Here is a 19,102-nt window from a genome sequence, read left to right on the forward strand (position 1 = left end):
GCACGCTAGCGTACAGAATGTGCATCAGCCCTCGTTTCGAGATTCATCGAAGGGAGGTTATATGTCTGAAGCCTTATCAGATCAGCGTGTCGTCGTTACCGCCGAGGAACGAACGCACCCGGCGCTGCGCAAACTGGCCCGCGCCATGATTGCGCTCGCGCGCCACCAGCTCAACCAGTCAGCGCCGTCATATGGCAAGCCGCGAGCCGCAGGATCGGAGGCGGCCCATGATTGAGTTGTCCTGGTTCGAAGCCTTCCCACCCCGCGACACCAGCGCAGCCGACCTCACCAACATGTTGCGGGTACTGGCCGGACGCCCTCATTACGGTTTGCGGAGGTTGCAGCCGCTGGTGGTGTTCGAGCTGTGGATGGACGCGACGCGGGTGCGGTGGTTGCTCGGTGTTGAACCGCGGATCGCCCGCACGCTGCCAGGCGACCTGCAAGCTCAACTTGCGGGGCTAGTGCTGCTGCCAGCTGATGTCCCGGCGCGGCCTGCGCCCGTGACCGCTCGCGAGGTGCGCTTAACCAGCATGATCCATCCGTTGCGGTTAGATACGGCGGCGAGCGTCATGGCGGGACTCGCAAACTTGCAAACCACGTTGCGATCCGGCGAGGCGGTTGTCGTGCAGTGGGTGATGGGTCCGAGTCACACCTCCACCCGCATCCCGATCCCGGAAACGCCGTTCGATGTCCTCGGCTTCACGAAGGCACGCCAACCCGACGGCGAGGACGCGCGCGGCTGGAAGTCCAAGCTCGGCGAGCCGATCTTCGGTGTGCGGGCACGGGTTGGTGCTGTGGCCACCGAGCCGCGGCGGGCGGCTGAACTCCTGCGCCCGACTGTCGCAGCGCTTGGCCTCGCCAGTGGCTCGCACGCGCGGGTCTACGCCTCGCCCCAATCGAGCCGCACGGCGCAGCAGCTGGCGGATGTCATGGGGCGAGTCCGCACCTTCTCCGGCATCGCCAACGCTAGTGAACTCGCGATCCTCATGGGCTGGAGCTTGGACGGCTTGGAGGTGCCAGGCAGCCCCGGCGCGTTCGCGTTGCCACCGGCCAGCCTGCTCCGGGCCGCTTCGGCGGGCGCACCGCGAGCGGTGGCGCGACCCTTGGGCGTCAGCACGCACCCAGCCGCGAAGGGCGCGGCGGTCTGGTTGCCGCGTTCAAGCTTTGCCACCCACAGCCACGTTATGGCGCCGTCCGGCGCAGGCAAGTCGACGCTTCTTGCGGCTTGGATCTTGGCTGAAGCGGACGCCGGCGGCAGCCTCGTAGCCATCGAGCCCAAGGGCGACCTGGTGACCGATGTACTGGCCCGCCTGCCTCGGCACCGACACCGCGATGTCGTCGTCATCGACCCTGGCGCGAACGGGCCGGTAACCGGCTTCAACCCGTTGCGCGGCCCGCGGGGCGACGCTGAGCGCCGAGCCGACAGCCTGCTCGGACTCCTGCGCGTGCAGTTCGGTTCAGCTATCGGCCCACGCTCGGCCGACGTCCTGCTGCATGCGCTGATCCTGGCGGCGCGCCTCGAAGACGGCGCCGTCACCGACATTCTTCCCATCCTCACCAACCCCCACTTTCGGCGCTGGGTGGCGAGCAAGGTCGGCGACCCCCTGATTACCCGTCCGTGGCTGGCTTGGCTGGAGGGACTGTCGGATGGGGAACGAGCGCAGGTCGTGATGCCGGTCGCGAACAAGATCCGCCCGTGGTCGTCGCGGTCCACGGTGCGCCGACTCCTGAGCCAGGCCGACCCGAAGTTCGATCTTGCCTCGGTGTTCACGCGGCCAACGATCGTGCTCGTCAACCTGAATGCAGGCGCGGTCGGCCCGGAGACCGCCCGGCTTCTTGGCAGCTTGATCTTGTCGCAGCTGTGGGAAGCGGTTCAGCGGCAAACCACGAAGCCAGCGGTTCAGCGGCGTCCTGTCTCGGTGTTCGTGGATGAGTGGCAGGCCTTCACGGGCGGCGTCGACTTTGCCGATGTGCTCGCCCGCAGCCGGGGCGCTGGCGTTTCGTTCACTTTGGCAAATCAGCACCTCGGCCAGCTGAGCACCGACTTGCAAGCCGCCGTCCTTGCCAATGTCGGTGCGCGCGTGGTCTTCCGGCCCGCAGAAGGTGACGGCCGGGTGCTCGCCCGTGTCCTGGGCGCCGTCAAGCCGGAGGATCTCGAACGGCTCCCGGCCTATCACGCGGTGGCTCGCGTCCTCGTGGATGGGGCGCCCAGCCGGGCCTTCGAAATCGCGCTGCCACCGCTGCCTGCCGCCCTGCACGATCCGGATGAGGTGCGTCGCGCTAGCGCAGCCAGGTTCGGCACCGATCCCGCCGAACTCGACGCCGCCATCCTCAAGCGCTGGCAAGGCGGTGATCCACCCGCTACGCCTGTCGGTGTGCGAAGGACTGGCGTATGAGGCGGCCGACGAGCACGAACCAGACCGCCGCTCGCCCTGCCGTTCGCGTCGAGCTGGTCTGGCCCCGACGTGCGCAAACACTCGATAGCTGCCGCCGACATTCCCGCCCTCAAGGAGGCCTCGAATGAGCGGCCGGGGACGGGCCAGCCGTCTGGCCAAACAGCTCAGTCCGCGCGACTTCGCCGTTCTGCGAACCCTCGAAGCGATGCGCCTCATGACCGGTCAGCAGCTGGGCCGACTCCATGTCGAGGGCGGCCAGCCCACGACTCAAGCTCGAAAGACGCGCGCGATGCTGCAGCGGTTGACCACGCTCGGTCTGGTGATTCGGCTTCGGCGACGCGTCGGCGGGGTACGCGCAGGCAGCGATGGAGTGATCTACGGCTTGTCGGGGTTGGGACAGGCGGTGCTCGACCTCGGTCGCGATACCCGCCGACGCCATCGCCGCGTCAACGAGACCAAACCCGCCTTCCAAAACCACACCTTGGCTGTCTCAGACGTACTGGTGCAGCTCGTCGACCGCGCCCGCGCCGGCCGCGCCGAGCTGCTCGGCTTCACCAACGAGCCCCAGTGCTGGCGTCGTTTCTCCGGCATAGCCGGGCAGATGATCACCCTCAAGCCTGACGCCTTCGTGCGGATCGGGGTTGGCGGCTACGAGATCAGCGCCTTCCTCGAAGTCGACCTCGACTCCGAGAGTGCGCCCACCATCGCCCGCAAGCTGGTCGTCTATGTCGCGTACTGGCGCAGCGGCACCGAGCAACGTCGCCGCGGCGTCGTGCCGAAAACCTGGTGGCTCGTACCTGATACCGCGCGCCTCCAGAGCATCGCCCGCGTCATTGGCCGCCTGCCGCAAGAAGAGCAGGCCCTGTTCACCGTCGGCCTCCTTCCCAAGGCTGCGGATCTCCTTACCCAAGCCCCCAGCGAAGGAGGTGCCTCGTGAGCGCCGAAACCCCACTCCCCACCAGACAGATTCTGATCGGCGATGTGCGCGAGCGCCTGGCCGACCTCCCCGACGCTTCCGTCGATTGCGTGATCACGAGTCCGCCGTACTGGGCCTTGCGCGACTACGGCCACGACGACCAGATCGGGGCCGAAGCCACCGTCGAGGACTGGGCCACCGAGATCGCCTCGGTCTGCGACCAGTTGGCACGCGTCCTCACGGCCACCGGTTCGCTGTTTCTGAACCTCGCCGACGGCTACAGCCGCCACCCCAAAGAAGGCGCCGCCAAGAAGAGCTTGCTCCTCGGGCCACCGCGCGTGGCTCTCCGGCTCACGCGCTCGGGATGGCTGTTGCGCAACCAGATCGTCTGGGCCAAGTCGAACCCGACGCCATCGAGCGTGCGTGATCGCTTCACGAATACCCACGAGTTCCTCTACTTCTTCACGCGCCAGCGTGACTACCACTTCGACCTGGATGCAGTCCGTGAACCCGCCAAGACCGCGGCGGCCGGCGCGCGCCGCGTCCCGGCTCGGACCTCACTCCCTCGCGAAGCCGTGCCATCGCTCGGCGGCGGTACGAGCCCGCGCGTCGATCTCAACCAGGGCCTGGCGCGGCTGAAGACCGCCGGACTGTCGAGCCACCCGCTCGGCAAGAACCCCGGCGATGTGTGGACGACCGCAACCGCCAGCCTGCGCGCGGCCCACTTCGCCACGTTCCCGCTGGAACTCGTCCGGCGCCCGCTGCTTTCGACTTGCCCCGAACGGGTCTGTACGAGTTGTCAGCGACCGTGGCGACGCGCACCGCAAGAGCGCGACGGCCGAATGTTGGCCCTCGGCCCACTGCGACCGGCTTGCGCGCACACCGACTGGAGGCTGGGCGTCGTGCTCGATCCGTTCATGGGGGCGGGCACGGTGGCGCTCGCAGCTGAGACTTACGGCCGGGACTGGGTCGGTGTGGAGATCAACCCTACCTACGCCCAGCTCGCTAAAGACCGGCTCGCGGCGTGGCGGGCAAAGCAAGGCAGTGCGGCTTCGTAGCCGCACTGCCTGCGGCTCCTCGTCGGTGGCCTGTGGCCGCTCACTCCCAGATCTGCGCACCGAGCGCAGGCATGGGCGGCCACACCAACACCGAGGAGGAAGCATGTCCGATCCACGCACGGGCAATGTGAAGACGCTCGGCATCAAGGTGCCGGACGGCCTGCACGCTCAGTTCACCCTGGTTGCACAGCTCGACGGAATCTCACTCGGCGACGCCGCCGTGCGAGCCGTTGAGCTGTACGTCGCCACCAAGCGCCAGGAGCCCGACTTCGCCCAGCGCGCGACCGCTGCGCTCGAGGAAATTGAGCGCGAAGCTGCGGCCCGCAAGGGTGCGATTGAAGGTCTGTTCGGCATCGGCTCGCAAGAGCCCGCTGAGGAGGCCAAGCCGTCCGCAAGCCGCAGCCGGAAGGCCGGGGCCACCGAGTAACGGCATCACTGATAGGTGGCGGCTCGCGTCGCCACCTATCAGATAAACCCTCAGCTGCAATTATTGACGAAATAGGACAGGATGTCCTTTCTTGGCACTGCACAAAATCACTGAGAAAATGACAGAGTGGAATCATATAACAGCTCTACGAAGGCAAACGTTATGCCAAATGAATCTATCCATCTACCTCAAGCTGCGCTCTATCTCCGGGATGGCTCAGCGCGGCAATCAGCTTGGACGGCAGTCGAACAACAACGTGATGACTGCCAGCGCATCGCCGAAGGCTACGGCCTACAGGTCGTCCGCGAATATCTCGACTTCGGACGTCCAGCCCGCCGCGAACACCAGCACGAACTACGACGCCTCCTCGATGACCTGGCACGACGACTACAGGACATCACCTACGTCGTGGTCTGGGACTATGCGCGTCTCGCTGCGGACATGCTGCAGCTTGAGGAGGTCACCGACAGTATCCGTGCCGCAGGAGCGCATGTCGTCACGATGACGGGCGTTGAAGCGGCAGGGCGTTTTATCAACTACCAGGAGCGAATGAGTAACCATCAAACAAGCGACCGAGAGGGCATCAATCATGACTGAAAATGAAACGATCCACGAACGCAACAAGAAGCGATTAGCGCTCGATGCTATCCTCGGTCTTCCCGACAGCGCACGGAACAAGAAAGTCTCGTTACAGAGCCGGTCTGGCGAGGTCGCCTTTATATACCTACGCGTCAGTACCAGGGAGCAAGCCCGTAGCGGTGGTGGCGTTGAGGGCTACTCCATCCCCGCCCAGCGTGAAGCCTGTTCTGCGCGAGCCGCCCAGATGGGCATCGCCATTCAGGGAGAATACGTAGACGCCGGGGAATCGGCCCGCTCGGCTGAGCGTGACGACCTCCAGCGCATGTTACGCGACATCAAGGAAATTCGACCGGACTATGTCTTGGTGCACAAGATCGACCGGCTGGCCCGCAACCGGGAAGATGATATCGCCATCAACCTGTTGTTGCGCAAACACGGAGTCAAGCTGATCTCGTGCACTGAGAACGTCGATGAAACACCGAGCGGCAAGCTTCTTTACGGCCTCATGGCCGAGATTGCTCAGTTCTACTCGGCCAACTTGGCCGAAGAAGTGATGAAGGGCTTACTGCGCAAGGCCAAAGAGGGTGGTACCCCGTTTCGCGCGCCCTTGGGCTACCTCAACCGTCGTGAGACAAGGGACGGCATCGAGCGCTCTTGGGTTGAACTCGACTCAGAACGTGCCGACATCATCCGATGGTGCTTCGAGCAGTACGCCACAGGTGAGTGGAGCGCTATTGATCTCACCCTTGCCGCCCGAGCCAAGGGACTTACCAGTCGCCCCAACCGCAACCGTCCGGCCATGCCCCTTGGACTCACCGGAATGTATCACGTTCTCCAAAATCCCTACTATATGGGCATAGTCAACTATCGAGGAATTCATTATGAGGGCAAGCACGCAACTTTGGTCGAACCGGACGTCTGGCTTACCGTGCAGCACATCTTGGCTGCTCACAACCACACCGGCGAGAAGGATCGCACTCACAATCATTATCTCCGCTCCACCATCTACTGCTCGGCCTGCGGTGGGCGAAAAGTGTACTCAGAAAATAAAGGCAACGGCGGTACCTACAACTACTTCTTCTGCGTCAAGCGCAAGACCAAAACCAACAACTGCCAGCGCTCAGCCATCCGAGTAGAACGGATCGAGGAAGGCATCGCGAACTTCTACCGCACCTTCCGCGTTCGCCCTGAGCACGCGGTGCAGATCCAAACCGCCGTACGGCAGGAGCTGGCCGGTCAGCAAGCCGAAGCAAGCCGTGGGCTAGAACGTGCTCGCCGAGTCAAGCAGCGAGTCGAGGGCGAGCGCCAGAAGCTCCTCCAAGCTCACTACGCCGGTGCTGTCCCTCAAGACTTGCTTGCCTCCGAGATGAAGCGACTTACCCATGACCTGGCTGCAGCCGACAGTGAGATCAAGGTCGCCCAAGCCACCACCACCGATGTCGAAGCCACCCTCGACGGAGCCCTCAGAGCAGCCGAACGCTGTGAGATGGCTTACATCACGGCCCCGAACGCCATCCGCAGGCAGATCAACCAGGGTTTCTTCAAGAAGCTCTACATCGCCGAAGACGGCACCATCGAGCGAGTCGAGCTCCAAGAGCCGTTCGCGACACTGCTAGACGTCGAACCCGCTCTCCACCGCGTCGCGCCCACCGAGACCACCAGTCCGGTGTCCCAGATCGTCCCTGGTGTGACCAGCGCGATCGACGCCACCGACACCCCAGCCATCCGTATGTGCACGTCAGACGCCGTTCTAGCGACCTTCGGCGAACAGATCATCATCACGGAACGTACGCACACAAACACGTCCGGTGAGAGAGCTTCTCTCACCGGACGTGGTGTGAAACAGACATATCTGGTCGGGCTGACAGGATTTGAACCTGCGACCCTCCGCTCCCAAAGCGGATGCGCTACCAAGCTGCGCTACAGCCCGGAGGTGGTGCGCGACCAGACTATCGCGACGCGCTAGGCTTTTCGGCGCGTGCCCGTCCAAGCGGGTCGCAAGCGGGTGTAGCTCAATGGTAGAGCCCTAGTCTTCCAAACTAGCTACGCGGGTTCGATTCCCGTCACCCGCTCTCAGCTCGTCTCCGCACGCCAGGACGGGTGCCGGACGTCGGCAGGCACCCGTTTCGGCGTCAAGCCGCAGGCGTGGCACGCACCACACCGATCGCTCGCCTGGCCGGCGCTAAGTTGGTCTTGTGACTGCGCGACCGGCCAACGTGATCGGGTCCATGCTGGTCAGCTCCCGCTCCCTCGGTGAGTACCGGCGGATGTTCGGGCTCACCGACGCGGATCTCAGTGGCACGATCCTCGACTGCCCGGGCGGGTGCGCCGGCTTCGCGGCCGAGGCGACCGAGTTCGGTGCCCGGGTCGTCGCCGTCGACCCGGAGTACGCGACCGACACGGCCACCATGCGCGAGCAGGGCCTCCGCACGCTGCAGCGCGGCATGGCCTACCACCTCGAGCACCCCGACGAGTACGTCTGGACCTACTTCACCGACGTCGAGCAGTACCAGGCCGAGCGCACCCAGGCGCTGGAGCGGTTCGCCGCCGACCGGGCCGCGCACCCGGAGCGCTACGTCACGGCCCTGCTGCCGGACCTCCCGTTCCAGGACCGCGAATTCGACCTCGCGCTCACCTCCCACCTGCTCTTCAGCTACCTCGACCGGCTCGACGAGGACTTCCACCTCGCGGCCATCGTGGAGCTGACCCGCGTCGCGCGGCAGGCGCGGATCTTCCCGCTCGCCCCGATGGGCAGCCAGAGCTACGACGGCCTGCCGAAGTTCCTCGAGCGGCTGGCCGCGGCGGGGATCGACGCCGAGGTGAAAGCGGTGGACTACGAGTTCCAGCGCGGCTGCAACGAGATGCTCGTCGTCAGCCAGGGGTGAAATCCGGCCCACGGCCGCCGAATGCGGGCCAGGCTCGACGGCATGAGCTTCGCCGGCACCACCGCCGACCACTACGCCCGCTACCGCCGCGGCTACCCGCCGCCGGTCCTCGACCGGCTGGTCGATGATCTCCGGATCGGTCCGGACGCCACCGTGCTCGACCTCGGCTGCGGCACCGGCCTGCTGACCGTCCCGCTCGGCGACCGGGTCCGGCTCGCCGTCGGCGCCGACCCGGAGCCCGACATGCTCCGCCACGCCCCGCGCACACCGAACACCGCGTGGCTGGTGGCCGACGACCAGGACCTGCCGAAGCTCGCCAAGCTCTTCCGGCCCGACGCCGTCACGATCGCCCAGGCTCTGCACCTGATGGACGTCGATGCCGTGCTCACCGGCGCCGCCGAGCTCCTCCAGCGGGGGCGGCTCGCGATCATCGCCAACGGGATTCCCTTGTGGCAGCAGGACACCGAGTGGTCACGAGTCCTGTTGCGCCACGTCCGGGCCCAGCTCGGACCAACCGCGGGCGGCGGCGGTTGCGGTACCTCCGAAGCGGACCGCGCCGCCTATCAGCGAAAACTCGCCGAGCACGGCTACACCGACATCACGACGAGCGCGGTCAGCCGCGAGCACCCGATCACCACGGACGAGATCGTCGGCGGGCTCTACTCCGCGCTCGACCCGGAACTGGTCAACCACAACGGGTTCGAGCAAGCGCTGCGGTCCGAACTGGACGCCCTCGGCCCGAAGACCGAACAGGTAACCGTGCACATCCTGGCCGCGACCGCACCTCAGGGCGCCGAACGGGCGTACTCCAGTTCGAGCACCGGGCGCCCGTCGCCGTAGTCGATCTCGCGGGTCCTTCCGGTCTCGGCGAAGCCGCAGCGCAGGTAGAACCGGCGAGCCCGGTTGAAGCCCGACAACGTCCAGAACGACGCGCGATCGGCGATCCCGTTCAACGCGTCCCAGACGCCGTCGATCAACGCGTTCGCGACCCCGCTGCCCCACGCCGACGGGTGCGCGTAGAACGCGCTGATCTCCCGCTCGCGATCCGAAGCGGTCGGCACCAGGTGCGCGAACGCCGCGATCCGCGTCCCGCGCTCGGCGACCAGCAGACTCTGCTCGGCGAACGCGGGATCCGCGAAGACGCGGGTCCACTTGCCGCGGGTGCGGCTGAGCAGGCCGGCCAGGAAATCCGGTTCGAACAGATCCCGGTACGCGACCTGCCAAGCCGCTGCGTGGACGTCCGCGATCGCGGCGAGGTCGTCGACCGTCGCGTCGCGCACCAGCACCAGCGAATCGACCCGCATGAACGCCCCAGCTTCCTCGGTGGGGACCACTTGGCAGCGCGCACACCATACGACGTGGGAACACCGGAATCCACACATGCACGAAAAGCCATGTGGGAATCGGCTGGCGGCGCGCCGGGGCGAGGCGGTATCACCAGTGGGTGACAGACCTCCGCCTGCGGGTGCTGCGTGGCTCGGACCTGCCCGGCGCCGCCGAACTGGCGGCCACCGCCTTCCTCACCGACGACGTCGGCATGCTCGCCGAGCGCCGGTCGTACGTGCTCGAGGAAGGGCGCGGGCTCGGCGTCTTCGACGGCGAGCGCCTGGTCGGGGTCGCCGACGCCCTCAGCCGCCGGGTGACCCTGCCGGGCACCGGGCCGACGCCGTTCGCGGCCGTCACGTGGGTGGCCGTCGCGCCGGACCACCGGCGCCGTGGCGTGCTCACGACGCTGATGCGCGCCCAGCTCGACGCTCTGCACCGGAGCGGCGGCGAGCCCATCGCCGCGTTGTGGGCGACCGAAGCGACGATCTACGGCCGCTTCGGCTACGGCATCGCCACCGAGAACTGCGCCCTGGAACTGCCCGCCCGCACCCCCTTCCGCCCGGGCGTCGACCTCGGCCCCGACCGGGTGGTCGAGCAGCCGCGGGAGACCGCGCTTCCCTTGGTGCGCAAGCTCTACGACCGGATCGTCCTCGACCGGGTCGGCGCGCTGAGCCGCTCCGACGGGCAGTGGAACTACTTCCTCTACGACGCCCCGGGGGCACGCCGCGGCGCCACCGCGTACCGGTTCGCGCTGCACCCGGACGGCTACGCGATCTTCCGCACCAGCACCGACTGGACCCCGGACGGGCCGAAGAGCCGGCTGCGCGTGGCGGAGCTCATGGCCGCCACCCCGGCCGCCTACGCCGCGCTGCACCGCCATGTGCTGGACATGGATCTCGTCGCGACCGTCCAGCTGCGGTCCGCGACGCAGGAACCGTTGCTGCACATGGTGCGCGACCCGCGCGTCGTGCGCCGGACCGTGACCGACAGCCTGTGGGTGCGGGTGGTGGACCTCGACCGGGGCCTGCGGGCCCGCCGGTACAGCGCGCCGGCCGACCTGGTGCTCGACGTCACGGATCCGTTCTGCCCGTGGAACGAGGGCCGCTGGCGGTTCCACGTCGACGACGCCGGCGTGGCCGAGGTGTCCACAACGGACAGTGCGGCCGACCTCGCCCTGACCGCCGAGGAGCTGGGCGCGATCCTGCTCGGCGGCACGCTGCCCAGCACGCTCGCCGCGGCGGGCCGGGTCCGCGAGCACACGCCCGGGGCGGTCCACACGCTCACCCGCGCCTTCCAGACCGGCACCGTGCCGGTCTGCCTCGAGGTGTTCTGACCGCGCGCTGGTTCGGCCCGCGGGGAACTACCGCACTACTGTCTGACGTTGACCTGACCAAAGCGGACGACGCGGTAGGAGGCGGTCATGGGCACGGCCGTGTTGTGGATCGTGCTGCTGGCCCTCGTGGTCGGCGGCGGGCTCTGGTACGCGAGCACGCGGGCCACGGCGCGCCGCAACGAGCTCGAGAACGCGAAGGCCGACGCGCGCCGCTGGGTCGAGCGCCTCGGCGGCCAGGTCATCCACCTGACCGGCACCGACCAGGCTTCCAAGCAGGCCATGGCCGACGCGTCCGAGCGCTACACCGCCGCGGGTTCGCAGATGGAGCAGGCCACCACGGTCGAGCAGTGCCGGCTGGTCACCAAGACCGCCATGGAGGGCCTCTACTACGTGCGGGCGGCCCGGCTGGCCATGGGGCTCGACCCCGGCCCGGACCTGCCCGAGGACGAGGAGCAGCGCGCCGCGGGCAAGGTCACCGAGGACCGCAGGGTGAGCGTGGAGGGCCGCGACTACGAGGCCTCCGCCGACCCCGGCGCGAACACGCCGTACTACTACCCCGGCGGTCGCGTCGCGGGCCGGCCGGTGCCGCAGGGCTGGTACAGCGAACCGTGGTGGAAGCCCGCGTTGATCGGCGGCGCCTGGGGCATCGGCTCGTTCTTGCTGTTCGACGCGATGTTCTCCGGCATGTACGGCATCCCCGACGCGCAGGCGTGGGAGTCCGGCTACGACCAGGGCCAGCTCGACGCCATGCAGGACGGCGACCCGGGCGGCGATGGTGGTGATGGCGGCGACGCCCAGGACGCGGGCGACTTCGGTGGTGACGGCGGCGATGCCGGTGGCGACTGGGGCGGCGGCGACTGGGGTGGCGACGGCGGCGACTTCGGCGGCGACATGGGCGGGTTCGACTTCTAGGCGCGGCTGGAGATCAGCAACTCCACGCCGTCGAGGATGCGGGCCAGGCCGAACTCCATCGGCCGGTTGCGGCTGGTGGGCATCCGGGTCGCCGACCCGAATGCCTTGAGCAGGGCCGGAAAGCGGTCGGGCTGATCGGCCAGGAAGCCGACCATGGCCCGGCCCAGGTCGGCCTCGGACCGGTCGCCCATGGCCGACCACTGCTCGGCGATCGCCCGCACGTGGCCGATCACGGCCACCACGATGTCGACCTTGTCCTCGCCGGACAGGCCGGTCTCGTCCAGCGCGGCGACGGCGACCTCCAGCCAGCTCAGCTCGTTGGGCCCCAGCACGCGGGCGCCGACCGTGGTCTGCAGCACCCACGGGTGCATCAGGAACTGCTCGTAGGTCAGCCGGCCCCACTCGTCGAGGCGTTCCCGCCAGCCGTGCCCGGTCAGCGGCGGCGGGTCGCCGAGCGCCGCGTCGGTCATCAACGCGACGAGTTCGTCCTTGCCCGGCACGTACCGGTACAGCGCCATCTTGGTGAAGCCGAGTTCGTCGGCCACCCGCTGCATGGTGAGCGCCGCGATCCCGTCCGCGTCGGCGATCTCGATGCCCGTGCGGGTGATCTGCTCGAGGGTGAAGGCCGGTTTCGGCCCGCGGCGAGGACCGTCGTCCGGTTGCTTGCCCCAGAGGAGACGCATGGCGTGCGACTGGTCGTCGAATCCGTCCACCGTATCGGTGGGCGTCGCCATGAATACCTCCTTGATCGGCTGGACTAACTGCGTCTAGGGTATACTGTATCTGACGGAAACAGTAATGCCGGGCAGCAGTTCCAGGGGGGCGCCATGGCGGATCGTCCGCTCGATGGCCTTCGCGTTCTGATCAGCGGCGCCGGGATCGCCGGTCCCGCGACCGCTTGGTGGCTGGCGCACCACGGTGCCGCCGTCACCGTCGTCGAAGTCGCGCCTGCCTTGCGCACCACGGGTTTCGCGGTCGACTTCCGCGGCGAGACACACTTCGGCGTGCTCGAGAAGATGGGCGTGCTCGACGACCTCAGGGCCGTGCAGACCGGGGCCGGCGCGATGCTGTTCGTCGACGAGCAGGACAAGGAGATCTTCCTGCTGCCGCCCGAGTTCGCCGGCGGCGAGCTCGAAGTGATGCGCCGCGACCTTTCCCGCGTCTTCTACGAGCACACGCGCGATGCGGTCGAGTACGTCTTCGGCGACACGATCAGCGAGCTGACCGAGACCCCCGACGCCGTGCTCGTCGACTTCGCCCTCAACGGCAGCCGCGAGTTCGACCTCGTGGTCGGCGCGGACGGCCTGCATTCGGTGGTGCGCAGGCTCGCCATGGGCGACGAGGCCCAGTTCGTCAAGCACCTCAACTACTACATCGCCGGCTGGGACATGCCCAACGAGCCCGGGCTCGGCGTGGACAAGACCCAGGTGATCTACAACGAGCCGGGCCGGATGACCAACGTCATGGCCGACCAGCGCCGGCCGGACCGGCGGATCGCCCTGGTCATCTTCGCCTCACCACGCCTGGAGTACGACTGGCACGACGTCGACGAGCACAAGAAGCTCGTCACCGAGGGCATGTCGGGGGCCGGCTGGCACACCGACAAGCTGCTGGGTGCCCTGGCCGACGCCGACGAGCTCTACTTCGACTCGATCAGCCGGGTCTACCTGCCGCACTGGTCGAAGGGGCGGGTCGTGCTGATCGGCGACGCGGCCTACGGCGTGACGCTGGGCGGCATGGGCGTCGGCACGAGCGTCGTCGGCGCACACATCCTCGCGGGCGAACTGGTGCTCTCCGGCGGCGACCACAAGGTCGCGTTCGCCGCGTACGAGAAGTTGCTGCGCGGCTACACCGACAAGTGGCAGCGCGGCAGCAACCCGGGCGAGTTCATGGCGCCCTCGACCAACTTCCGGCTGAACGCGCGCAACTGGACGATGCGCCGCAAGATCATGCGCACCCTGATGATCAAGGCGAGCAACGCCCTGGCCACCAACGTGAAGCTGCCCGACTACCCCGCCTGATCGGCCCCGCCGTGAATGTCCCATTGAAGACACTGCAGGCCCTGAATGGGCCATTCAGGGCGTAACCACGAGCCCTATCCCGCTTGATCGACCGGGCACCAGTAGAGGTTGCGCCCGGCCAGGTCGGCCATCGCAACCGGTGTGCCGCAAAGGAAACACGGCATCCCGGCGCGCCGGTAGACGTACACCTCGCCACCATGCCGGTCGACCCGCGGCGCACGGCCCATGGCCTTCGGCGTGTGCTCGGGCGCGACGGTGTCGATGCGGCCCTTGCGCACGCCGTCGCGCATCAACGCCACCAGGTCGGTCCACATGTCCGTCCACACGGCACGGTCGAGCTGGTTGCCCGGCAACATCGGCGGGATCCGGTGGCGGAACAACAGTTCCGCCCGGTAGACGTTGCCGACGCCGGCGATCACGTCCTGTTCCATCAGCAGCCGCGCGATCGGCAGCTTCGACTTGTGGATCCGCGCCCACGCCCGCTCGGGCTTGGCGTCGCGGCGCAACGGGTCGGGGCCCAGGCGCGCGCGGATGGCGTCCATCCGGTCCTCGGTGATCAGCTCGCAGATGTTCGGCCCGCGCAGGTCGGTGACGTGCGTCGCGCCGATCATGCGCATTCGCACCTGACCGACCGGCACCGACTCGGGCAGCAACTGCTCGGTGAACGTGCCGATCAGGCCGAGGTGCACGTGCACGATCGCGTCCGGCGCGTAGACGTGGAACAGGTGCTTGCCGTGCGCGTGCGCCTTCACCAGCACCCGGCCGTCCACTGCGGACGCTTCGGCGGCGAACCGGCCCTGCGGGCTCGACACCGTGACCGGGTGCCCGGCGAACTTGCGCTGGTGCGAGCGCGCGAGCCGGTGCAGCGTGTGGCCCTCAGGCATGCGGGCGAGTCTGCCAGCCGGTCGCCGTGGCAAGGTGGGGCGGGTGGTCGACGCCGTGTTTCAGCAGGATGGGTTCGACGTCCGGTTGGACTGGGGTGAGCACGGGGTCACGGCGCTGGCCCCGGCGTGCGCCGTGCTGGTGATCGTGGACGTGCTGTCGTTCAGCACCGCCACCACGATCGCGGTCGGCAACGGCGCCCGGGTGCTGCCACTGCGCTGGCGTGACGAGCGCGCCGCCCAGCAGGCCGACGCGGCGGGCGCGGTGCTCGCGGGCACCAACGGCTGGACGCTGCGTCCGGCGTCGCTGGTCGAGCTGCCCGCCGGGACGTTGCTCGGCCTGCCCTCCCCCAACGGCGCGACGCTCTGCGCGCACGCGTCGACCTTCCCGGACACGACGGTGTTGGTGGGCTGTCTGCGCAACGCGTCCGCGGTGGCCGCGCTGGCGGTGGCCCTGGCCGGGTCACGACCGGTCGGCGTGATCGCGGCCGGCGAGCGCTGGGGCATCGACATCCGCCACGAACACGGCGACGGAACCGCCCTGCGGCCGTGCGTGGAGGACATGCTCGGCGCGGGCGCGATCGTCGAGGCGCTGCCCGGTTCGCGATCACCGGAGGCCGAACTCGCGGCGGCGGCGTTCGCGGCCTCGCGCGGTCGGCTCGCCGGGTTGTTGCACGGCTGCGCCTCCGGCCAGGAGCTGAGGGCGTCGGGTCACCGCGCCGACGTGGACCTCGCCGCCATGCACGACGTGAGCGCGGCGACGCCCAAACTGACCGACGGCGTCCTCGGGTGATCGCCGGCGTCGACGGGATGCCGGGCGGCTGGCTGGTGGCGCTGGTCTCCGGCACCGACGTCCGGTGGGCGTTCGCGGCATCCGCGGCGGAGGTCGTTTCCCTGACGGCCGACTGCGACGCGGTCGCCGTGGACATCCCGATGGGCTTGCCGGAGACCGGTTGGCGGGCGTGCGAGCTGGCTGCGCGGGAGTTCCTCGGGCCCGCGCGGTCGTCGGTGTTCCTCGCTCCCCCGCGCCCGGTGCTGGTCGCCCGGACGTATCCCGAGGCGTGCGAGCTCGCGCGGCGCACGCACGGCAAGGCGGTGAGCAAGCAGCTCTGGCACATCCTCGACCGGATCCGCGACTGGGACGGCGTGCTGTCCCCGCGGTTGCAGGAGCGGGTCGTCGAGGCGCACCCGGAGTGCTCGTTCCGCACGATCGGCGCCGTGGACTCGACCAAGAAGACCGGCCGCGGGATCGGGCAGCGGCTGGCGTTGCTCGACACGTGGCTGGACGCGGGCGCGGCCTTCGCCGACCTGCCCGCCGCGGCCCGGTTCGACGACGCGCTCGACGCGCTCGCGGTCGCCTGGACCGCACGGCGCTGGGCGGCGCGGGCGGCGTTGGTGTTCGGTGGCGAACAGGATGCCCGTGGCCTGGCGATGAGGATCGTGCGATGACGTGGATCGAGTTGGCCGAGGGTGTCCTCGCCCGCCGGTACGCCGAGCTGGACCAGACGCTGGGCATCGTCATCGGGTCGCGGCGGTGCCTGGTGATCGATACCGGGACCGACGAGGTGCACGGCGCGGAGCACGCGGCCGCCATCCGCGAGCTGACACCACTGCCGTGGACGGTCGTGATCACGCACGGGCACTGGGACCACCACTACGGCACAAGGGCATTCATGGCCTTCCAGCCCTGCCCGGTGCTCGCGCACCCGTTGTGCGCCAAGGCGATGGCCTCGACCGCCGAGCGCGACGAGTGGGCCGCCCGTTATCGCGCGGAGGGCAGGACGGCGCTGGCCGACCGGATCGCCGCGGTGCGGATCGTGGCGCCGACCGAGGTGCTGCCGGATCGGGTGGAGCTGGAGCTCGGCGACCGCACGGTCGAGCTGCTGCACCCCGGTCGCGGGCACACCGACCACGACGTCGTCGTGCACGTCCCGGACGCCGGCGTGGTGTTCACCGGCGACCTGGTCGAGCAGGGCGCGCCGCCCTCGGTCGGCCCGGACGCCCACCTCGGCGAGTGGCCGTCCACATTGGACGCTGTACTGGCCACCGGCGCGCAGGTTTTCGTGCCGGGGCACGGAAACCCTGTGGACGCCGACTTCGTCCGGGCCCAGCGCGACGAGCTCAGTGCACGTGCACGCTCAAGTGGAAGATGATCACATCGTCCACCACGTGCACGCCGTGCGCTCCGTCGACCACGTCCAGCGCCGCACGGATCGCCCTGATGTCGTCGACCGCCATCTGCAGCGGTCGTTCGTCCGGCTGGTAGGCCGAGCCGATCGGGTACATGTCGCCGCGTTCGCGGCTCATCTCGACGTGGCACCCCAGCACGTGGCTGACCGGGTGCGTCTCGCAGAACGCCAGCACCCGGTCGATCGTCGCCACGTAGTCGTCCCAGACGTCGATGATCAGGCGTCCGGGCAGGATCGTGTCGCCGGTGAACAGCAACTCGGTGCGCCGGTCGTAGAACACGACGGCCGCCTCGTGGTGCCCGGGACCCGGGATCAGGTCCAGCACCCGGTCACCGAGGTCGAAGATTCCCGAAGCCGGCCAGTCAAGTCCGAAGAACGACGCCACCTCGTCCCGGCCACGGCCCACCACGACGGTGTCCGGACGGTCGGCGAACTGCGCGTCGGCGGCCACGTGGTCGCCGTGCCCGTGGGTGTGGGCGACGACCAGTGGGCGATCGCCGATCAGCGAATCCACCGTGGCACGCAAGGGAAAGTACTCAGCTGACGCGGTGGCGCCGGTGTCCAGCAACAGGCACCGCGATTCCCCGGCCAGCAGGAACATGAACGGCGCCTCGTAGTGGATCGCCTTGTTCTGCCGCAGGATCCACGTGTCATCGGCGTAGGCGTGCACCTGGATCGGCGGCGCCGTGTCGGCACGCGGGGACGGGCTGCCCGCGTGCCACTTCACGTCGAGGTTCATCGCTGGATCGACTTGGTCTCGGTGAACTCCTCGAGACCGTAGCGGCCGAGCTCGCGCCCGTTGCCCGACTGCCGGTACCCGCCGAAGGGCGCGACCGGGTTGAACGCACCACCGTTGACGTCGACCTGGCCGGTGCGCAAACGCTTGGCGACCGCGAGCGCCCGGTCCTGGTCGCCCGAGAACACCGCACCGGCGAGGCCGTAGATGGTCGAGTTGGCGATCGCCACCGCCTCGTCCTCGTCGCGGTACGGGAGGATCGAGAGCACCGGGCCGAAGATCTCCTCCTGCGCGATGGTCATCTCCGGGGTCACGTCGGCGAACACCGTGGGCGGCACGTAGGCACCCACGTCCGGCAGTCCGCTCGGGTCGCCGCCGAACACCGCGCGGGCGCCCTCACGCAGCCCCGTCGCGATGTAGCCGAGCACGCGTTCCCGTTGCGCCGCCGACGACATCGGGCCGATCCGGGTGGTCTCGGCGGTCGGGTCGCCGACGGTGTACTTGGTGGCCGCCGCGGCGGCCAGCTCGGCCGCTTCGTCGTGGCGGGACGCGGGCACCAGCATCCGAGTCCACGCCGTGCAGGTCTGGCCGCCGTTGATGAACGCGTTGGCCAGGCCGATCTTCACCGCCTTGCCGAGGTCGGCGTCCTCGAGGATCACGTTGGCGGACTTGCCGCCCAGCTCGAGCGCCACCTTCTTCACCGTCGCCGCCGCGGCGACGCTGACCTTCTTGCCCGCGGCGGTCGACCCGGTGAACGACACCATGTCGATGCCGGGGTGCGCGGCGATCGCCTCGCCCACGACGGGACCGGTGCCGTGCACCAGGTTCACCACGCCGTTCGGCACGCCGGCCTCGGCGAGGATGCGCAGGAACAGGTTCGCGTTCAGCGGCGCGACCTCGCTCGGCTTGAGCACCACGGTGTTGCCCGCCGCGATGGCCGGGGCGATCTTGGCCACGATCTGGTGCAGCGGGTAGTTCCACGGCGTGATCGCACCGACCACGCCCACCGGCTCGCGCAGCACCAGCGAGTTGCCGATCTCCTCGCTGAACGAGTAGCCGCCCGCGAGCAGGTCGGCGATGCCCTTGCTGGTCGCGGCGGGCAGGCTCGCCTGGACCTTGGTCGCGAAGGAGAGCGGCGAGCCCATCTCCGCGGTGATGGTCGCGGCCAGCTCGTCGCGGTGTGCGACGAGCCCGGCCGCGATCCGGCCCACGATCTCCGCGCGCAGTTCCACGCTGGTGGTCGACCAGCTGCCGAACGCCCGCGTGGCCGCACCCACGGCGGCGTCCACGTCGGCGGGACTGCCCGCCGGCACCGACCCGATCACCTCGTCGGTCGCCGGGTTGACCACGTCGATCCGGTCGCCTTCGCCGGTGATGAGGTCACCGTCGATGACGTGCCCGGTCTCGGTCAGCGCAGGTGCCGCCATGGAACCCTCCAGCTCG

The 19,102-nt window shown here is 68.7% G+C and carries 19 protein-coding genes, 2 tRNA genes and 1 pseudogene; 15 read left to right on the forward strand and 7 right to left on the reverse strand.

The window, feature by feature from the left end; genetic code table 11:
• The first annotated feature begins 227 nt into the window (after positions 1 to 227).
• The 6 genes and pseudogenes from EV186_RS24505 to EV186_RS40840 form a co-directional block, all read left to right on the forward strand.
• The gene (locus tag EV186_RS24505) at positions 228 to 2,396 is read left to right on the forward strand and encodes a type IV secretory system conjugative DNA transfer family protein (protein WP_133851742.1); all 2,169 of its coding nucleotides are present in this window, start codon (positions 228 to 230) and stop codon (positions 2,394 to 2,396) included.
• A gap of 124 nt (positions 2,397 to 2,520) precedes the next feature.
• Positions 2,521 to 3,333 carry a replication-relaxation family protein gene (locus EV186_RS24510; protein WP_133851743.1) on the forward strand — a complete coding sequence of 271 codons (813 nt, stop codon included), beginning with the start codon at positions 2,521 to 2,523 and terminating at the stop codon, positions 3,331 to 3,333.
• Positions 3,330 to 4,370 carry a DNA-methyltransferase gene (locus tag EV186_RS24515; RefSeq protein ID WP_133851744.1) on the forward strand — a complete coding sequence of 347 codons (1,041 nt, stop codon included), beginning with the start codon at positions 3,330 to 3,332 and terminating at the stop codon, positions 4,368 to 4,370. The genes EV186_RS24510 and EV186_RS24515 overlap by 4 nt, the downstream gene beginning before the upstream one ends.
• Before the next feature lie 103 nt (positions 4,371 to 4,473).
• A complete protein-coding gene (locus EV186_RS24520; RefSeq protein ID WP_243754245.1) occupies positions 4,474 to 4,797 on the forward strand; it encodes a hypothetical protein in 324 nt (107 codons plus the stop codon).
• Between the two features lie 162 nt (positions 4,798 to 4,959).
• Positions 4,960 to 5,394: a recombinase family protein gene (locus tag EV186_RS24525; protein WP_133851745.1), complete on the forward strand. Its 435-nt coding sequence runs from the start codon at positions 4,960 to 4,962 to the stop codon at positions 5,392 to 5,394.
• Positions 5,387 to 6,310: pseudogene (locus tag EV186_RS40840) on the forward strand (recombinase family protein); the annotation flags it as partial. The gene EV186_RS24525 and the pseudogene EV186_RS40840, both read left to right, overlap by 8 nt.
• Positions 6,311 to 6,637: 327 nt before the next feature.
• Here the strand turns inward: EV186_RS40840 and EV186_RS24535 are convergent.
• Both EV186_RS24535 and EV186_RS24540 read right to left on the reverse strand, forming a co-directional pair.
• A complete protein-coding gene (locus EV186_RS24535; RefSeq protein ID WP_133851746.1) occupies positions 6,638 to 6,970 on the reverse strand; it encodes a hypothetical protein in 333 nt (110 codons plus the stop codon).
• A gap of 259 nt (positions 6,971 to 7,229) precedes the next feature.
• Positions 7,230 to 7,306, reverse strand: a tRNA-Pro gene (locus EV186_RS24540).
• A 71-nt stretch (positions 7,307 to 7,377) separates the two neighbouring features.
• Between EV186_RS24540 and EV186_RS24545 the strand changes: the two genes are divergently transcribed.
• The 3 genes from EV186_RS24545 to EV186_RS24555 all read left to right on the forward strand — a co-directional run bounded on the left by EV186_RS24545 (position 7,378) and on the right by EV186_RS24555 (position 9,101).
• A tRNA-Gly gene (locus EV186_RS24545) sits at positions 7,378 to 7,448 on the forward strand.
• 123 nt (positions 7,449 to 7,571) lie between these two features.
• Complete coding sequence (locus EV186_RS24550) at positions 7,572 to 8,261, forward strand: hypothetical protein (protein WP_208115775.1); 690 nt, start codon at positions 7,572 to 7,574, stop codon at positions 8,259 to 8,261.
• 42 nt (positions 8,262 to 8,303) lie between these two features.
• Positions 8,304 to 9,101, forward strand: a complete 798-nt coding sequence (locus EV186_RS24555; RefSeq protein ID WP_166659306.1) for a class I SAM-dependent methyltransferase — start codon at positions 8,304 to 8,306, stop codon at positions 9,099 to 9,101.
• On the opposite strand, the gene EV186_RS24560 is transcribed toward EV186_RS24555, so the two are convergent.
• Entirely contained in the window at positions 9,047 to 9,565 is a 519-nt protein-coding gene (locus EV186_RS24560; RefSeq protein ID WP_133851748.1) for a GNAT family N-acetyltransferase, read from the reverse strand. The genes EV186_RS24555 and EV186_RS24560 overlap by 55 nt on opposite strands.
• 140 nt (positions 9,566 to 9,705) lie before the next feature.
• Between EV186_RS24560 and EV186_RS24565 the strand changes: the two genes are divergently transcribed.
• Together EV186_RS24565 and EV186_RS24570 are read left to right on the forward strand one after the other, a co-directional pair.
• Positions 9,706 to 10,920, forward strand: a complete 1,215-nt coding sequence (locus EV186_RS24565; protein ID WP_133851749.1) for a GNAT family N-acetyltransferase — start codon at positions 9,706 to 9,708, stop codon at positions 10,918 to 10,920.
• Between the two features lie 87 nt (positions 10,921 to 11,007).
• Complete coding sequence (locus EV186_RS24570) at positions 11,008 to 11,832, forward strand: hypothetical protein (protein ID WP_133851750.1); 825 nt, start codon at positions 11,008 to 11,010, stop codon at positions 11,830 to 11,832.
• Here EV186_RS24570 and EV186_RS24575 read toward each other — a convergent pair.
• Positions 11,829 to 12,566, reverse strand: a complete 738-nt coding sequence (locus EV186_RS24575) for a TetR/AcrR family transcriptional regulator (protein WP_208115776.1) — start codon at positions 12,564 to 12,566, stop codon at positions 11,829 to 11,831. The genes EV186_RS24570 and EV186_RS24575 overlap by 4 nt on opposite strands.
• 93 nt (positions 12,567 to 12,659) lie before the next feature.
• Between EV186_RS24575 and EV186_RS24580 the strand changes: the two genes are divergently transcribed.
• The gene (locus EV186_RS24580; protein WP_133851751.1) at positions 12,660 to 13,853 is read left to right on the forward strand and encodes an FAD-dependent monooxygenase; all 1,194 of its coding nucleotides are present in this window, start codon (positions 12,660 to 12,662) and stop codon (positions 13,851 to 13,853) included.
• Between the two features lie 74 nt (positions 13,854 to 13,927).
• On the opposite strand, the gene EV186_RS24585 is transcribed toward EV186_RS24580, so the two are convergent.
• Positions 13,928 to 14,737: an Fpg/Nei family DNA glycosylase gene (locus EV186_RS24585; protein ID WP_133851752.1), complete on the reverse strand. Its 810-nt coding sequence runs from the start codon at positions 14,735 to 14,737 to the stop codon at positions 13,928 to 13,930.
• A 43-nt stretch (positions 14,738 to 14,780) separates the two neighbouring features.
• On the opposite strand from EV186_RS24585, the gene EV186_RS24590 reads away from it, so the two are divergent.
• From EV186_RS24590 to EV186_RS24600, 3 genes are read left to right on the forward strand one after another with little or no spacing between them, the layout of a single operon-like run.
• Positions 14,781 to 15,527, forward strand: a complete 747-nt coding sequence (locus EV186_RS24590) for a 2-phosphosulfolactate phosphatase (RefSeq protein ID WP_243754246.1) — start codon at positions 14,781 to 14,783, stop codon at positions 15,525 to 15,527.
• Positions 15,524 to 16,183, forward strand: a complete 660-nt coding sequence (locus EV186_RS24595) for a DUF429 domain-containing protein (RefSeq protein ID WP_243754247.1) — start codon at positions 15,524 to 15,526, stop codon at positions 16,181 to 16,183. The genes EV186_RS24590 and EV186_RS24595 overlap by 4 nt, the downstream gene beginning before the upstream one ends.
• A complete protein-coding gene (locus EV186_RS24600; RefSeq protein WP_133851754.1) occupies positions 16,180 to 16,887 on the forward strand; it encodes an MBL fold metallo-hydrolase in 708 nt (235 codons plus the stop codon). The genes EV186_RS24595 and EV186_RS24600 overlap by 4 nt, the downstream gene beginning before the upstream one ends.
• On the opposite strand, the gene EV186_RS24605 is transcribed toward EV186_RS24600, so the two are convergent.
• The gene (locus EV186_RS24605; RefSeq protein WP_133851755.1) at positions 16,856 to 17,662 is read right to left on the reverse strand and encodes an MBL fold metallo-hydrolase; all 807 of its coding nucleotides are present in this window, start codon (positions 17,660 to 17,662) and stop codon (positions 16,856 to 16,858) included. The two genes, EV186_RS24600 and EV186_RS24605, sit on opposite strands and share 32 nt — an antisense overlap.
• Positions 17,659 to 19,086, reverse strand: a complete 1,428-nt coding sequence (locus tag EV186_RS24610; RefSeq protein WP_133851756.1) for an aldehyde dehydrogenase family protein — start codon at positions 19,084 to 19,086, stop codon at positions 17,659 to 17,661. The genes EV186_RS24605 and EV186_RS24610 overlap by 4 nt, the downstream gene beginning before the upstream one ends.
• Positions 19,087 to 19,102 lie beyond the last annotated feature (16 nt).

Origin of the sequence: Labedaea rhizosphaerae (assembly GCF_004362825.1) — a bacterium.
In the GTDB taxonomy this organism is placed as follows: domain Bacteria; phylum Actinomycetota; class Actinomycetes; order Mycobacteriales; family Pseudonocardiaceae; genus Labedaea; species Labedaea rhizosphaerae.

What these genes read in the sequence shown, in the direction of transcription:
- EV186_RS24505 (WP_133851742.1), top strand. Translation starts at nt 228, where the DNA reads ATGATTGAGTTGTCCTGGTTCGAAGCCTTCCCACCCCGCGACACCAGC.
- EV186_RS24510 (WP_133851743.1), top strand. Translation starts at nt 2,521, where the DNA reads ATGAGCGGCCGGGGACGGGCCAGCCGTCTGGCCAAACAGCTCAGTCCG.
- EV186_RS24520 (WP_243754245.1), top strand. Translation starts at nt 4,474, where the DNA reads ATGTCCGATCCACGCACGGGCAATGTGAAGACGCTCGGCATCAAGGTG.
- EV186_RS24525 (WP_133851745.1), top strand. Translation starts at nt 4,960, where the DNA reads ATGCCAAATGAATCTATCCATCTACCTCAAGCTGCGCTCTATCTCCGG.
- EV186_RS24555 (WP_166659306.1), top strand. Translation starts at nt 8,304, where the DNA reads ATGAGCTTCGCCGGCACCACCGCCGACCACTACGCCCGCTACCGCCGC.
- EV186_RS24560 (WP_133851748.1), bottom strand. Translation starts at nt 9,565, where the DNA reads ATGCGGGTCGATTCGCTGGTGCTGGTGCGCGACGCGACGGTCGACGAC.
- EV186_RS24570 (WP_133851750.1), top strand. Translation starts at nt 11,008, where the DNA reads ATGGGCACGGCCGTGTTGTGGATCGTGCTGCTGGCCCTCGTGGTCGGC.
- EV186_RS24575 (WP_208115776.1), bottom strand. Translation starts at nt 12,566, where the DNA reads ATGGCGACGCCCACCGATACGGTGGACGGATTCGACGACCAGTCGCAC.
- EV186_RS24580 (WP_133851751.1), top strand. Translation starts at nt 12,660, where the DNA reads ATGGCGGATCGTCCGCTCGATGGCCTTCGCGTTCTGATCAGCGGCGCC.
- EV186_RS24585 (WP_133851752.1), bottom strand. Translation starts at nt 14,737, where the DNA reads ATGCCTGAGGGCCACACGCTGCACCGGCTCGCGCGCTCGCACCAGCGC.
- EV186_RS24600 (WP_133851754.1), top strand. Translation starts at nt 16,180, where the DNA reads ATGACGTGGATCGAGTTGGCCGAGGGTGTCCTCGCCCGCCGGTACGCC.
- EV186_RS24605 (WP_133851755.1), bottom strand. Translation starts at nt 17,662, where the DNA reads ATGAACCTCGACGTGAAGTGGCACGCGGGCAGCCCGTCCCCGCGTGCC.
- EV186_RS24610 (WP_133851756.1), bottom strand. Translation starts at nt 19,086, where the DNA reads ATGGCGGCACCTGCGCTGACCGAGACCGGGCACGTCATCGACGGTGAC.